Annotated in this window: 13 protein-coding genes; 5 read left to right on the forward strand and 8 right to left on the reverse strand. The window is 72.5% G+C overall.

Going from position 1 to position 13,595, the window contains the following annotated elements; genetic code table 11:
* Nucleotides 1–15 precede the first annotated feature (15 nt).
* A complete protein-coding gene (locus BKA14_RS07745) occupies nt 16–801 on the reverse strand; it encodes a MaoC/PaaZ C-terminal domain-containing protein (RefSeq protein ID WP_239092405.1) in 786 nt (261 codons plus the stop codon).
* Nucleotides 802–805: 4 nt separating this feature from the next.
* Complete coding sequence (locus BKA14_RS07750) at nt 806–2,131, reverse strand: 3-oxoacyl-ACP reductase (protein ID WP_184950225.1); 1,326 nt, start codon at nt 2,129–2,131, stop codon at nt 806–808.
* A 72-nt stretch (nt 2,132–2,203) separates the two neighbouring features.
* Here BKA14_RS07750 and BKA14_RS07755 point away from each other — a divergent pair, with 72 nt between their 5' ends.
* Complete coding sequence (locus BKA14_RS07755; protein ID WP_239092404.1) at nt 2,204–3,472, forward strand: acetyl-CoA C-acetyltransferase; 1,269 nt, start codon at nt 2,204–2,206, stop codon at nt 3,470–3,472.
* On the opposite strand, the gene BKA14_RS07760 is transcribed toward BKA14_RS07755, so the two are convergent.
* Nucleotides 3,469–5,712: a putative bifunctional diguanylate cyclase/phosphodiesterase gene (locus BKA14_RS07760; protein ID WP_184950227.1), complete on the reverse strand. Its 2,244-nt coding sequence runs from the start codon at nt 5,710–5,712 to the stop codon at nt 3,469–3,471. The genes BKA14_RS07755 and BKA14_RS07760 overlap by 4 nt on opposite strands.
* Nucleotides 5,713–5,892: 180 nt before the next feature.
* Here BKA14_RS07760 and BKA14_RS07765 point away from each other — a divergent pair, with 180 nt between their 5' ends.
* The 3 genes from BKA14_RS07765 (at nt 5,893) to BKA14_RS44945 (ending at nt 9,889) form a co-directional block, all read left to right on the forward strand.
* Nucleotides 5,893–7,485, forward strand: coding sequence for an MFS transporter (locus BKA14_RS07765; RefSeq protein WP_184950228.1), 1,593 nt, complete (start codon nt 5,893–5,895; stop codon nt 7,483–7,485).
* 22 nt (nt 7,486–7,507) lie between these two features.
* Entirely contained in the window at nt 7,508–8,113 is a 606-nt protein-coding gene (locus BKA14_RS07770) for a TetR/AcrR family transcriptional regulator (RefSeq protein WP_308441141.1), read from the forward strand.
* Between the two features lie 345 nt (nt 8,114–8,458).
* Nucleotides 8,459–9,889, forward strand: coding sequence for an NB-ARC domain-containing protein (locus BKA14_RS44945; protein WP_203721947.1), 1,431 nt, complete (start codon nt 8,459–8,461; stop codon nt 9,887–9,889).
* Here the strand turns inward: BKA14_RS44945 and BKA14_RS07780 are convergent.
* Nucleotides 9,866–10,405 (reverse strand): GNAT family N-acetyltransferase, encoded by a 540-nt coding sequence (locus BKA14_RS07780; RefSeq protein ID WP_184950230.1) that lies wholly within the window; start codon nt 10,403–10,405, stop codon nt 9,866–9,868. The two genes, BKA14_RS44945 and BKA14_RS07780, sit on opposite strands and share 24 nt — an antisense overlap.
* 69 nt (nt 10,406–10,474) lie before the next feature.
* On the opposite strand from BKA14_RS07780, the gene BKA14_RS07785 reads away from it, so the two are divergent.
* The gene (locus BKA14_RS07785) at nt 10,475–11,002 is read left to right on the forward strand and encodes an ATP-binding protein (protein WP_184950231.1); all 528 of its coding nucleotides are present in this window, start codon (nt 10,475–10,477) and stop codon (nt 11,000–11,002) included.
* Nucleotides 11,003–11,004: 2 nt separating this feature from the next.
* On the opposite strand, the gene BKA14_RS07790 is transcribed toward BKA14_RS07785, so the two are convergent.
* Genes BKA14_RS07790 through BKA14_RS07805 form a run of 4 tightly spaced genes read right to left on the reverse strand, consistent with a single transcriptional unit; the run spans nt 11,005 to nt 13,547 of the window.
* A complete protein-coding gene (locus BKA14_RS07790; protein ID WP_184950232.1) occupies nt 11,005–11,715 on the reverse strand; it encodes a class I SAM-dependent methyltransferase in 711 nt (236 codons plus the stop codon).
* Nucleotides 11,708–12,028: a winged helix-turn-helix domain-containing protein gene (locus BKA14_RS07795; RefSeq protein WP_184950233.1), complete on the reverse strand. Its 321-nt coding sequence runs from the start codon at nt 12,026–12,028 to the stop codon at nt 11,708–11,710. The genes BKA14_RS07790 and BKA14_RS07795 overlap by 8 nt, the downstream gene beginning before the upstream one ends.
* Nucleotides 12,025–12,444, reverse strand: coding sequence for a hypothetical protein (locus BKA14_RS07800; protein WP_184950234.1), 420 nt, complete (start codon nt 12,442–12,444; stop codon nt 12,025–12,027). The genes BKA14_RS07795 and BKA14_RS07800 overlap by 4 nt, the downstream gene beginning before the upstream one ends.
* Before the next feature lie 59 nt (nt 12,445–12,503).
* The gene (locus BKA14_RS07805) at nt 12,504–13,547 is read right to left on the reverse strand and encodes a hypothetical protein (protein ID WP_184950235.1); all 1,044 of its coding nucleotides are present in this window, start codon (nt 13,545–13,547) and stop codon (nt 12,504–12,506) included.
* Between the last annotated feature and the right edge of the window lie 48 nt (nt 13,548–13,595).

Below are 13,595 nucleotides of genomic sequence, written 5' to 3' on the forward strand. Positions count from 1 at the left end.
AACTGGCCGGTAACGTTACGCAGGCGTGATGTGCCCCGCAAGGTACGGCCGCCGGCCGAAGAGCTGGAAATCGCCGTCGCGGCAGGCGAAGTGGACGGTCGCGGGCAGCAGGATCGGCTGCTTGAACCGGACGTCCACGGTGTACGCGTCGGGCAGCCGTCCCTCCAGCGCGGCCAGGCAGCGGGCCTGGCTCCACATGCCGTGCGCGATCGTGCGCGGGAAGCCGAACAGCCGCGCCCCCAGGCGGGACGTGTGGATCGGGTTGCGGTCGCCCGAGACGGCCGCGTAGTCGACGCCCGTACGGGCCGGGACACGCCAGGTGGCCGTCGCGGTGGGCGGCTCCCACTCCCGTCTCACGCCGTCCGGGGATCCGCTTCGGGACAGGTAGGTCGAGACGCTCTCCCACACGGTCTCGCCGTCCACGCGCGCGCTCGCGACGACGTCGAACTGCCGGCCCCGATCGTGCGGGCGCAGGTTCACGGCCTGCACCGTGAGGTCGAAGCGCAGGCCGGCGGTGAGCGGCCGGTGCAGCGTGATCGCGTTGGCCACGTGGACCAGCCCGATCGCCGGGAACGGAAAGCCGGGGTCGGTGAGCAGCCGCATGCTCAGCGGGAACGCCAGCACGTGCGGATACGTCGCCGGGAGCCGGTCGCTCAGCCGGAAACCGCAGACCCGGTCGTACGCGGCCAGGTGCTCACGGTCGACGGAGACGCCCCGGTCGGCCAGCTCGACCTCGGGCAGCGACCCGGGCCGGGAGCGGGGGACGAGCCCCAGAACCGCACGAAGCGTGGTGCCCGGCACGACCTCACGCCCCCAGCAGGCTCTGGCCGCACACCCGCACGACGTTGCCGGTGATCGTGGCCGACCCGGGGGACGCGAACCAGGCGATCGTCTCGGCCACGTCGACCGGCAGGCCACCCTGGGCCATGCTGTTCATCCGGCGCCCGGCCTCGCGCAGCGCCACCGGCATCTTGGCCGTCATCGCGGTCTCGATGAACCCCGGCGCGACCGCGTTGATCGTGATGCCGCGTTCCCGCAGTGCGGGCGCGCTCGACTCGACCAGCCCGATCACGCCCGCCTTGCTGGTGGCGTAGTTGGTCTGCCCGCGGTTGCCCGCGATGCCCGCGATCGAGGCCACCCCGACGATCGTGCCGCCGCCGCGGATCAGCTCCCGGGCCAGCAACGCCTCGTTCAACCGCTCGGGCGCGACCAGGTTGACCGCCAGCACCGATTGCCAGCCCGCCGCGTCCATCTTGGCGATCGTGCGGTCACGGGTGATGCCGGCGTTGTGCACGACGATGTCGAGCGGGCCGCCCAGGTAGGACGCCAGCCGCTCGCCCGCGCCGGCCGCGGTCAGGTCGAGCTGCAACGCCCGGCCGCGCACGTCGTTGGCCACCCCGGCCAGCGCGTCCCCGGCCTGCGGCACGTCGAGCGCGATCACCTCGGCGCCGTCTCGGGCCAGCACCCGGGCGATGGCGGCGCCGATGCCGCGGGCCGCCCCGGTGACCAGCGCGGTCCGGCCGGCCAGGGGCTGCTGCCAGTCGGCGGGGGTGGGCGGGCTGCCGGCGCCGATCGTGATGACCTGACCCGACACGTACGCGGAGCGGCCGCTCAGCAGGAAACGCAGCGTCGACTCGAGCGCGCCCTCGCCGCCGGGCTCCACATGGACCAGCTGGGACGTGATGCCACGCCCGAACTCCTTGCCGATGCTGCGGGTCAGCCCCTCGAGCGCGCGCTGGGCGGTGGCCTCGTGCGGGCCGGCCGACGAGGGCGGGGTGCCGAGCACGATCACCCGGCCGCAGCGGTGCACCGATCGTGCCGTGGGGTGAAAGAACTCGTACAGGTGGGAAAGCTCTTCGGGTCCGCTCAGGCCGGTCGCGTCGAAGATCAGCGCGCCGTGCCTGCCGTCGGTCAGCGGCTCGTCGACCGTCTCCACGCCCGCGGCCGAGAGCACCTTGCGCACCTGGTCGCCCAGGCGCCCGCCGGGGGCCGCGCCGATCAGCACGGGCCCCTCGGTGAGGGGGTCACCCGGGGTGTAACGCCGCAGCCGTGGCGGGTCCGGCAGGCCCAGCCGCTTGACCAGGCCGCGCCCGGGACCGGAATTCGCGAAGCTCGCGTACCTGTCGCCCATGCGCGGAAGCTTAGTCGGCCCGTCCGTTGCTAAGCTACTCAACGGTAATGAGTCGACCTCGTGGAGGCTGTCGTGCGCCGCGTCGCAGTGCTGGGTGGAAACCGCATCCCGTTCGCCCGCTCCAACGGCCGGTACGCCCAGGCCTCCAACCAGGACATGCTCACCGCCGCGCTCGACGGCCTGGTCGCGCGGTACGGGCTGGCCGGCCGCAGGCTCGGCGAGGTGGTGGCGGGCGCGGTGCTCAAGCACTCGCGCGACTTCAACCTGACCCGCGAGACCGTGCTCGGTTCGCGGCTCGACCCGCGCACCCCGGCGTACGACGTGCAGCAGGCCTGCGGCACCGGGCTGGAGACGGCGATCCTGGTCGGCAACAAAATCGCACTGGGCCAGATCGACGTGGGCGTGGCCGGCGGCGTCGACACCACCTCGGACGCCCCGCTGCAACTCAACGACGACATGCGCCGCGCCCTGCTCACCCTCAACCGGGCCCGCACGCTGCCCGAGCGGCTCAAGGCGGCGGCCCGGCTCAACCCGCTGCTCGCCTTCAAGCCGGACATCCCGCGCAACGCCGAACCGCGTACGGGTTTGTCGATGGGGGAGCACGCCGCGATAACCGCACTGCGCTGGAACGTCACCCGCGACGCCCAGGACGAGCTCGCCCTGGCCTCGCACCAGCGCCTGGCCGCCGCGTACGACCGGGGCTTCTTCGACGACCTGCTGACGCCGTACCTGGGGCTGACCCGCGATCAGAACCTGCGCGCCGACACCAGCCTGGACAAGCTGGCCCGGCTCAAGCCGGTGTTCGGCAGCACCGACGCCACGATGACGGCGGGCAACTCGTCGCCGCTGACCGACGGCGCGTCCACCGTGCTGCTGTCGTCGGAGGAGTGGGCCGACGTCAACGGGCTGGCCCCGCAGGCGTTCCTGGTCGACAGCGAGACCGCCGCCGTCGACTACGTGCACGGCGACGAGGGCCTGCTGATGGCTCCGGCGTACGCGGTGCCGCGCCTGCTGGCCCGCAACGGGCTCAGCCTGCAGGACTTCGACTACTACGAGATCCACGAGGCGTTCGCGTCGCAGGTGCTGAGCACGCTGGCCGCCTGGGAGTCGCCCGAGTTCTGCAAGGAGAAGCTCGGGCTGGAGGCCCCGCTCGGCTCGATCGACCGGGCCAAGCTCAACGTCAACGGCTCGTCGCTGGCCGCCGGTCACCCGTTCGCGGCCACCGGCGGCCGGATCGTGGCCACCCTGGCCAAGCTGCTGCACGAGAAGGGGTCGGGCCGGGGCCTGATCTCCATCTGCGCCGCCGGCGGCCAGGGCGTCGTGGCCATCCTCGAACGCTAAGCGGCCTGCTCGACGGCCCGCCGCAGCACCTGGCCGAATTCGGCCGCCGGCACCGGCTTGCCGAACAGGTAGCCCTGGCAGGACGGGCAGTCCAGGCCGCGCAGGGCCTGCCAGTCGGCCGGGTCCTCGACGCCCTCGGCCACCACCGACATGCCCAGCGAGCGGGCCAGCCAGAGCACGGCCTCAATGATCGAGGCCTTGCGCGGGTCGCCCGACAGCCCGGCCACGAACGAGCGGTCGAGCTTGACCACGTCCGCGGGCACCGACTGCAGCCAGGTCAGCGAGCTGTACCCGGTGCCGAAGTCGTCGAGCGCGATCCGTACGCCCAAGGCTTTGATCATTTCGAGGCGTTCGCGGACGTCGACCGAGAAGCCCAGCAGCGCGGTCTCGGTGATCTCGATGACCAGCCGCGACGGGTCCAGGTGCGGGTGCGCCGCGAGCAGGTTGGCCAGCATCGGCACGAAGTCGGCCTCGGCGAGTTGCCGCGGGCTGACGTTGACCGACATGTAGCCGAGCCGGTCGCCCCACTCGAGCAGCTGCCGGACGGCCCGGCGCAGCACGTGCTCGCCGAGCGGCACGATCAGGCCGGTCTCCTCGGCGGCCGCGATGAAGTGGCCCGGGCCCAGGATCCGGCCCGAGGGCGTGCGCATGCGCACCAGCGCCTCGGCGCCGGTGATCCCCCCGGTCTCGGCCGAGACGATCGGCTGGAACCAGATGGGCAGGGTCTCGACCAGGTCGCCGGCCAGGGCCTCGCGCAGGCGGGCCTCGGCGTCCAGGCGCTCGCGCACCTGAACGCGCAGGTCGTCGCTGAAGATGTGCAGCCGGTTGCCGCCGGCCCGCTTGGCCGCGTACATCGCGGTGTCCGCGGCCAGCACGGTGTCGTCGGCCTGGCCGGCGCCCCGGCCGGTGGCCAGGCCCACGCTCAGCGAGACCTGCAGGTGGCCGTCGCCCAGCAGCAGCGGCTCCGAGAACGCGGCCAGCACGCCGTAGCCGACCTGGGCGCCGATGGTGGGTGCGGCGGCCAGCGCGACCACGAACTCGTCGCCGCCGAGGCGGGCCACGAGCGAGCCGGCCGGCACCGCGTCGCGCAGCCGCACGGCCAGGCCGCGCAGCAGGTCGTCACCGGCGGCGTGGCCGGAGCCGTCGTTGATCGACTTGAAGCGGTCCACGTCGAGGTAGAGGATGCTGACCGGCTCGTCGGAGGCCAGCAGCGCGGCCAGGTCGTGCTCGAAGGCCGACCGGGACAGCAGGCCGGTGAGCGCGTCGTGGCGCACCTGGTTCTGCAGCTCCTCCTGGTGCCGGCGGGCCTCGGTGACGTCCAGGCAGTGCACGAAGATCAGGCGCAGCTCGCCCTTCCTGTCGTACACGCTGGTGCCGTGGATCTCGACCCAGATGATCTCGCCGGTGGTCGTGCGGCGGTAGTCGCGTACGTGGATCGAGGAGCCCTTCTCCTCCACGAGCAGATCCATCACCCGGGCCTCGTCCGGGTCGACCGGCTCGATGGGCAGGTCGGCGATGTGGAAGCCGGCCGGCAGCTCGTCGGGCAGGTCCAGCCAGGACCGATAGGCCGAGTTGGTGCGCAGGACGCGGCCGTCCGGGGCCAGCATGGCCATCGGGACCGGGGTCTCGTCGAAGGCCACGGTGAGCTGGGCCTGGCTCTCGTCCAGGTTCTCCTGGGCGCGCTTCTCCTCGGCCTCGGACAGGCGCCACGCGATGACCTGGAAGGCGGCCGCGAACAGGACGGCGGCGCCGTGCAGCACGGCCCAGAGCAGCGGGTGGGTGTGCCCGGCCTCGTGCCCGTAGGTGAGGGAGGGGTCGATCAGACCGAAAAACCCGTGGTGGGCCGTCGTCGCGACGAGGAAGATGCCGAACGGCGCCCAGTCCCGGTAGAGGGCGAGCGCGCCGACGACGATGAAGAAGGTGAAGTGGGCCTCGGTCTTGCCGTGGCACATCGCCACGAAGGAGGCGCAGGCCGAGACGAAGCCGAACGCCACGAAGATCGAGGGCAGCCGGCGCCCGCGCAGCCGGGCCGCCGCCACGAGACAGGGCAGGACCAGCAGGATCAGCCAGGTGGCCACACCACCGCCCAGCGCATCCTGGAGGGCGCCGAAGACCACGACGGCGGCCATGCTCGCGGCCAGCAGACGGGTGAGCAGCAGATGCCGCCCGGCCCAGTCCTCGTCGCGCAGCCCGCCACCGGTCGGCAGCCAGCGCGACAGCCCGTTCGTCCCAGTCACCATGCGCTCAACTTCGGTTGCCGGCGGTGCACCTCGCGTTGCCGGTCGGGAGCAGCCTGGTTGCGGCGTGACGTGACCGTCGCCACATTCCAATACGGAGACGTTCCGTTTCACATTTCAGCGGTCTAGCGTCTGTCTACGGATACGGAACGGTTCCGTTTCTTAATATGGGGGATACGCCAGATGTCATCCAGTCCAACGACCGCGCCGGCCGGTCACCCCCGCCGCTGGGTCATCCTCGGCGTGCTGGTCATCAGCCTGCTGGTGGTCGTGCTCGACAACACGATCCTCAACGTCGCCCTGCGCACGATCGCCGACCCCGAGCACGGTCTCGGGGCCACGCAGAGCGAACTCGAATGGGCGATCAACTCGTACACCCTGGTCTTCGCCGGTCTGCTCTTCACCGCGGGCATCCTGGCCGACCGCCTCGGCCGCCGGATCACACTGGTCACCGGTCTCGCGATCTTCGCGCTGGCCTCGCTGATCTCCACGTACGCCGACACGGCCAATCAGCTGATCGCGGCCCGCGCGTTGATGGGCCTGGGCGCCGCCGCCGTCATGCCGGCCACCCTGTCGATCATCGCGAACGTCTTCACGCCGCAGGAGCGCCCGCGCGCCATCGGCATCTGGGCCGGTGCCGTCGGGCTCGGCGTGGCCATCGGCCCGATCGTCGGCGGCCTGCTGCTCGAGCACTTCTGGTGGGGCTCGGTCTTCCTGATCAACGTGCCGATCGCGCTGGCCGGAGTGTTCCTCGTCAGCTTCCTGGTGCCCGAGTCGCGCGACCCGCGCCCCAACCGGATCGACATCCCGGGCGTCCTGCTCTCCATCGTCGGCCTCACCCTGCTCACCTACGGCGTGATCGAGGGCGGCGAGGCCGGGTTCGGCGACCCCAAGTCGTGGGGCACGCTGGCCGGCGCCGTGGTCGTCCTGGCCGCGTTCGTCTGGTGGGAGCTGCGCACCGAGTTCCCGTCGCTCGACGTCCGGCTGTTCCGCAACCGCACGTTCTCGGCCTCCACCGGCGTCATCGGCCTGGTCTTCTTCGCCGCCATGGGCGCGATGTTCTTCGGTGCGTTCTACCTGCAACTGGTCCGTGACTACGGCCCGCTCGCGTCGGGTGCGCTGTTCGTGCCGTTCGCGGTGGCCCAGATGGTCTTCGCCCCGCGCAGCGCCGCGATGGTCAAGCGCTTCGGGCCCAAGGTGGTCAGCACGGTCGGCCTGCTGCTGGTCGCGGGCGGCCTGTCGATCTGGATCTTCATCGGGCAGGACACCCCGATCTGGATCGTCGGCGCCGCGTTCTTCGTCATGGGTGTCGGCATGGCCAACGTGATGCCGCCGGCCACCGAGTCGATCATGTCAGCGCTGCCCCGCGAGAAGGCCGGCGTCGGCTCGGCCGTCAGCAACACGATCCGCCAGCTCGGCGGCGCGCTCGGGGTGGCCGTGCTGGGCGCGGTGCTCAGCTCGGTCTACCGCAACAACCTGGGCACCGTGACCGACGGCCTGCCCGGCCCGGCGGCCGACGCGGCCCGCGAGTCGATCTCCGGGGCGTACGGGGTGGCCGAGCAGGCCGGTGCGGCCGTTCCGCAGCTGATCCCGGCGGCCAACTCGGCCTTCCTCGACGCCATGCACTACGCGTCGATCGGGTCGGCGGTGTTCGCCGTGCTCGGCGCGGTGGTGGCCTTCCTCTGGCTGCCCGGCAAGCGTCCGGCCGATGCCCCGAAGCCGACCTCGAACGAGGGCCTGGCCGAGGAGCAGGGCATCGAGCTGGTCGAAGCGTGACGCGTCGGTAACAATGAACGCCATGACCACAGCCTCGTTGACCGGCCAGGAGCGCAAGGCTCCTGGCCGGCCCCGCAACGCCCAGGCCGACGAGGCGATTCTGCGCGCCGTGCTCGACTTGCTCAGCGAGGGCCAGACCGTGGCCGCCATCTCGATCGAGGCGGTCGCCGCCCGGGCCGGGGTCGGCAAGGCCACGATCTATCGCCGCTGGGCCAACAAGGAGGCCCTGATCATCGACGCCGTCGCGGCGATGAAGGGTCCGCTCCCGGCACTGGCCGGCGAGTCCGTCCGCGACGACCTGGTGACGTTGATCAAGGCGAACCGCAGCGGTCACTCCCGCGGCTACAGCAAGGTGACCGCCTGCCTGCTGCCCGAGCTGCTGCGCGACGACTCGATCCTGGAGATGTACAAGGGTGTGGTCGAGCCCCGGCGTGACCTGATGCGCTCGGTGCTGCGCCGCGGCATCGAGACGGGCGAGCTGCGCGACGACCTCGACATCGAGCTCACCCTGCTCATGCTGACCGGCCCGTCGATGATGCACGGGCTGTTCCAGTGGCAGCCGCGGGTGCCCGACGAGGGCTTCGTGGAGAAGCTGGTCGACGGCGTCCTGCGCGGCGCGGCGGCCTGAGAGGCCTCGAAACAGAGAACCGGGCGTGGGCCTCGAAGGCAGCCACGCCCGGTACTCGCCGTCCGGAGTCCGTGTCGCTCACGCCCCCGTGCGGGAACGACCCCCCGTTATCGGATCCGTCCGGCACCACCTACTTTGCGGCACATCCGGCCGCCGTACGCGGAATCCGAACGAATCCGGATGTCTGATTCGCCCCCCGTACGTTCAGGGGAAACGCCCCGGTCCGTTCGGCTGGAACGGCCCGCAACATCCCAGGGTGCGGTCGCTGTCGATCCACCGACACAACGTCCGGTACGGACCGACTAAGGTCGAACGTCCGACGTCCCGACCCCCGCGGGAGCCGCCGTGTCGCAGTTCGCTGTGCTGCCCGACCCCGGCCAGGCCCAGACCCTGGACGAGGTCGCGGGCTGCCTGCGCATGCTCAAGACCTGGGCCGGCAACCCGTCGTACGAGACGATCGCGGCCCGGGTCAACGCCGTGCGCCCGGCGGGGGAGCAGGTCGGCAAGACCACGGTGGTCGACTGTTTCCGCGCGGGCCGCCGCCGGCTCGACCCCGACCTGGTCGTAGCAGTCGTCGAGGCGCTGCACGACGACGTCGGCTACACCACCCAGTGGCGGCAGGCCCTGCGCGTGGTCAGCGGCGAGACCCGCCCCGACGCCCAGGTGCGGGTGCTGAACGCGCTGCCGGCCGACCAGCCCGGCTTCATCGGCCGGGCCGCGGTCGAGCCGGCCGGGGTCACTGTGCTCTCGGGCATGGCCGGGGCGGGCAAGACCCGGCTCGCCGTGCACCTGGCCCACGAGCTGGCCGCGGGCGGCCCGTTCGACCGGGTGCTCGTGGTCAACCTGCGCGGCTGCCACCCCGACCAGCCGCCCGTCGAGCCGGGCGCCGTCCTCGACGGGTTCCTGCGGCTGCTCGGCCTGGCCGGCCAGCACGTGCCGCACGGCCTGCCCGCCCGGGTCACCGCGTTCCGGCTGCGGCTGACCGGCGCGCGCACCCTGATCCTGCTCGACGACGCAGCCGACGAGGCCCAGGTGCGCCCGCTGCTGCCCGACGTGCCCGGCAGCGTCACCCTGATCACCAGCCGGCGCCGCCTCGACGGCCTGACCGGAGCACGGCACGTGCCGGTCGGTGTGTTCACCCCGGCCCAGGCCCACGCGTATCTGCTCGCCGCGGTGCCCGAGATCCCGGCCGGCCCCGACCCCGCGGCCGTCGACCGCATCGCCGAGACGTGCGGTTACCTGCCGCTGGCGCTCTCGCTGGTGGCCGGCCACATGCGCGCCCGGCCCGGCTGGACGCTCACCGACCACGCCGACTGGCTGGCCGAGCGCCGCCGCACCGGCCGCCTCGACCCCGGCGTCCAGGCGGCGCTCGACATCTCGTACCGCAACGTCTCCCCGCCCGCCCGCCAGCTGCTGCGGCTGCTGGCCCACCACCCCGGCCGCAGCTTCGACGCCGACGCGGCGGAGGCCCTGGCCGGCTCGTGCGCCCGCGACGAACTACGCGAACTCGCCCTGCACCACCTGGCCGAGGAGGCCGGACCGGGCCGCTGGACGGTGCACGAGCTGGTGCGCGTCTACGCTGCGAGCCGCTCGGCCGACGAGGACCGCCGGGCCGACCGCCGGGCCGCCCTGACCCGCCTGCTCGACCACCTCGTGACCGCCCCGGAGGCCGCCGCCGACCTGGCCGCCGCGGCCGACTTCGCCGCCGCCGAGGGCTGGCCCGACCACGCCGCCCGCCTCCAGCAGCGCTCCTCAGACATCGCCTGCCAGGCCTGACGGCGGCCGCAAGCCCAGCCACTGGTCGGCGTCCCAGGCCCGGAAGCGTTCGACCTCGGCGAAGCCCAGCTTGCCGGCCAGGCGCATCGAGGCCACGTTGGCCGTCTGGGTGGCCAGCACAACCGGCTCGCCCAGCGCGTGATCGACCCAGTCCAGCACGGCTGCGCAGGCCTCGGTGGCGTAACCGTGGCCCCAGGCTCGCGGCAGGAAGAGGTAGCCGAGGTCGATTTTGCCCACGGCGGCCGGGCGGTGCCGGTCGTGGCGCCGCAGCAGGACCTGGCCGATCATCGCGCCGTCGCGCTCGACCACGAAGCTGCCCGGCCACTGCTCAGGTACGGCGGGCAGGTCACGTTCGACCTCCGCGCGGGCTCGCGGCCCGCCGAGATAGGTGTTCACCTCGGGCGACGTCAACAGCTCGACGAAAGCGGGCCGATCGCGGGCCGCCGCGCCGCGCAGCAGCAGCCGCTCCGTCCGAATCGGATCAGGCGGCCAGGCAACGGGTCCGAGTTCAGCCATGCCGGCCAGCCAACCACAGATCCCGGTAAATGGGTGTCGCGTCGGCCGGGGCACGTGTTCAATGGCGGCGTGGTGGAGGTTCTGGTGTTGCACGGCTCGCCCGGCTCGGGCAAGAGCACCCTGGCGCGGGCCCTGTCCGAGACGCTGGCGGCGCAGGACGTGGCGCACGGCGTCATCGACCTCGACGACTTCAGCATCGTTTATCCGTATGCGGGGCGGCAGTTCCCCCGTGACAACTTGCGTGCCGTCTGGCCCAACTATCTGGCCGTCGCGCCCGACATGAAGATCATCATCCCGCTGGTGTTCGCCGACGAGGACGAGGTCGAGTCGCTTCGCGAGGCCGTGCCGGGCGCACAGCTGATCATCTGTGAGACGACGGCCCCGGTTCCGGTGCTCCGGGCCCGGGTCACCGAGCGGGAGCCCACCGAGGCCTGGCGGGAGCGGCTGCGCAACTACGTCGACCTCTACCATTCCCGCTCCGACCACGAGCGGATCAGGCATTTCCAGGTCAGCACCCACCCGGCCCCGGTCGAGCAGTCGGTCCGCGAGATCCTGGAGAAAGCGGGCTGGCCGGCCGCCGAGATCCGGGTGGCCTGAGCTCACGGCTTGCGGGCGCTCACGAGGTGGGTCGGCAGCCACGGGCCGGACCACCACTGCCGCCAGCCGAGGCTGCGCCGCGAGACGGCCGGCAGACCCAGCCCGCGCAGCCGCGACTCGTACTGGCGGGTGTGGCCGAGGTCGGCCAGCAGCAGCCGCCCGCCGGGGCGCAGCACCCGCACGGCCTCGGCCACCGCCCGGTCGCGGTCGCCCGGCGCCATCAGGTTGTGCACCACGATGTTGGAGACGACCAGGTCGAAGGACTCGTCGGGAAAGGGCAGCGCGGTGATGTCCGCCGTCTCGACCGACACCACCTCGGACACCCCGGCCGCGGCGGCGTTGCGCAGCGTGGCCTCGGGCCCGTTGCCCGACTGGTCGCCCGTGCGCCACAGGTCGACGCCGACCGCCCGGCCCTTCGGCACTCGCAGCGCGGCCGAGATGAGCAGGGCGCCGCGGCCGCAGCCGAGGTCGAGCACCTCCTCGTCGCCGCGCAGGCCGAGCCCGTCGAACAGCCGGGCCCAGACGACGAACTTGCCCCGTCGCGAGGCGTAGAACCCGAGCCCGCAGCACGCCCCGATCAGCGCCACGCCGATCAGCGGCCACGGGCTGCGGCTGAACACCGCCTGCACGAGCCCCGCGATCATCAGCAGGACGGGGACGGCGATCAGGCGGGGCGCGTCGAACCCGTACCGGCCGGGCGGGCGCTCAGACATCGGCCTCGTCCCGCACCGGCAGCCGCGCGATCGCGGTCAGGGCGGCCAGATGCTTCCCGTACGCGTCGCGCCCGGCCGCGGTCAGCGACAGCCACGTGCGCGGCCGCTTGCCCACGTAGCCCTTGCGGGCCTTCACGTAGCCGGCCTCGGTCAGCAGGGTGACCTGCCGCGAGAGCACGGAGTCGCTGACCTCGACGGTGTCGCGCACGAAGGCGAACTCGGCCTTGTCGGCCGCGGCCAGGCAGGCCACGATGGACAGCCGGATCGGCGAGTGGATCACCGCGTCGAGCTGGTGCCGCGGGTGCTCGGTCATCGCGTCCTCGCCGCGGCCGCGAACATCGGCAGCGCCACGACCACGCCGGCCGGCACCCAGAAGGCCACCCGGTCGGCGAACAGCAGATGCCCGATCGCCGAGCCGGCCAGCCACAACGCCGTCCAGGCCGCGGTCGCCCGCAGGTAGAGCGCCCGGAACCCGCGGACCATCACCCGCCGCGGCGCCGCGTAGCACAGAACGCTGACCAGGAACACGCCCCAGCACACGCCGACCACCACCGACCAGAACCCGTGCACCAGGCCGCTCACCGGGAAGAAGACCACCGACGCCATCCCGTACGCGATCAGGGCCCGGCCCACCCACGCGGAGTGTTCGCGCACCGCCGCCCTGGACTGATCGATCTCTGCCAGCGCCACGGCCGCCCAGGCCGGGCTCACGTCGTCGTCCCCCGTCATGCCGTCAGGCTACGACGCCCTTTCCAACTTGGAAAGTAGTGGGCATGGTGAAAAGAACGTCAGTTCTCGCCGAGCAGCGCCGCGACCAGTTTCGGATGTCCGGCCTGCCCGCAGATCTCGTCCAGCCGCTGCACGGTGACAGTCAGTTCCGGACTGCCCTCGTCCTGCAGGGCGCGGATCCGCTCGCCGACGGTGATCCACGCGGCGTGCAGGCCGATCGTGGCCGCGGCCCGCTCATCGGAGACGCCCTGATGGTGCAGCGACGAACCGGGGTCCCAGCCGCCGCCTCGCCGGGCCAGCTCGAACCCGAAGTACAGATCGGACCACCGCTGCCGTTCCGGGTTGGGTTGCCCCGCGGCCAGGCAGACGGTCGCGCGCAGAGCCTCCAGGCTGTACGGGACGACCCAGCGTGTTTCGTCGCCGGGCTCCCCGATGTGCGCGTTCAAGGCATCGAGCGCGCCCGGCAGCACCACGGTGTCGTCCGCGAACCGGTGCAGCAGGTCGTCCAGGCGCAGGTCACCGGACGCCCGCAACCAGAACAGGGCGATCAGCCACCACACGCCGGCCTGCAGGTCACCGAGCAGCTCCGCGGTCGGGCGGTCGCGGGTGCGGGCGGGCAGGTCGAGGCCGAAGCCCGGCCCGGTCAGCGCGAACGCCCCGGCGGCGAACACGGCCGGGGTCAGCTCGGCGACGTTCTCGGCGACGAAGGCCCTGCGGTCCCCGGCTGCCAGGGCCTTCCGGAGCAGCGCCACTCGCGGGCCCAGCAGGCGGGTGACCAGCACGCGAAGGTCCCCGACGGACGGCACCGTCCGCACCGCGAGCCCGGGGGCATCAGCTCGGACGCCGGCCAGGAAGGCTTCCCACTCGCCGGCCATCACGCTCCCCGGCACCATCCACGCGCCCGCGGGCGGTCCGGCCACCGCCATCGTGATCATGGGTTGCACGGGCAGCCGGCAGGAGTTCGCGTCGCAGCGGGGGACGAGGGCGTCGTCGTCGAAGAGTGTGATCAACCCGGCCACGTCCGCCTCGTTGAGGCTCACGCGCGGACCGAGACCGGTCAGCACGCCGGCCGGTTCGCCGCAGACCGGGCAGGTATCGGTCACGAAATCAGCCTGACAGTGGACAGCCGAGCCGGTCAAGCGCCGCTACGG

This window comes from Paractinoplanes abujensis, from assembly GCF_014204895.1.
In the GTDB taxonomy this organism is placed as follows: domain Bacteria; phylum Actinomycetota; class Actinomycetes; order Mycobacteriales; family Micromonosporaceae; genus Actinoplanes; species Actinoplanes abujensis.

Excerpts from the sequence above, each read along its gene's own strand:
- BKA14_RS07750 (WP_184950225.1), bottom strand. The coding sequence starts at position 2,131 with ATGGGCGACAGGTACGCGAGCTTCGCGAATTCCGGTCCCGGGCGCGGC.
- BKA14_RS07760 (WP_184950227.1), bottom strand. The coding sequence starts at position 5,712 with ATGGTGACTGGGACGAACGGGCTGTCGCGCTGGCTGCCGACCGGTGGC.
- BKA14_RS07765 (WP_184950228.1), top strand. The coding sequence starts at position 5,893 with ATGTCATCCAGTCCAACGACCGCGCCGGCCGGTCACCCCCGCCGCTGG.
- BKA14_RS07770 (WP_308441141.1), top strand. The coding sequence starts at position 7,508 with ATGACCACAGCCTCGTTGACCGGCCAGGAGCGCAAGGCTCCTGGCCGG.
- BKA14_RS07780 (WP_184950230.1), bottom strand. The coding sequence starts at position 10,405 with ATGGCTGAACTCGGACCCGTTGCCTGGCCGCCTGATCCGATTCGGACG.
- BKA14_RS07790 (WP_184950232.1), bottom strand. The coding sequence starts at position 11,715 with ATGTCTGAGCGCCCGCCCGGCCGGTACGGGTTCGACGCGCCCCGCCTG.
- BKA14_RS07795 (WP_184950233.1), bottom strand. The coding sequence starts at position 12,028 with ATGACCGAGCACCCGCGGCACCAGCTCGACGCGGTGATCCACTCGCCG.
- BKA14_RS07800 (WP_184950234.1), bottom strand. The coding sequence starts at position 12,444 with ATGACGGGGGACGACGACGTGAGCCCGGCCTGGGCGGCCGTGGCGCTG.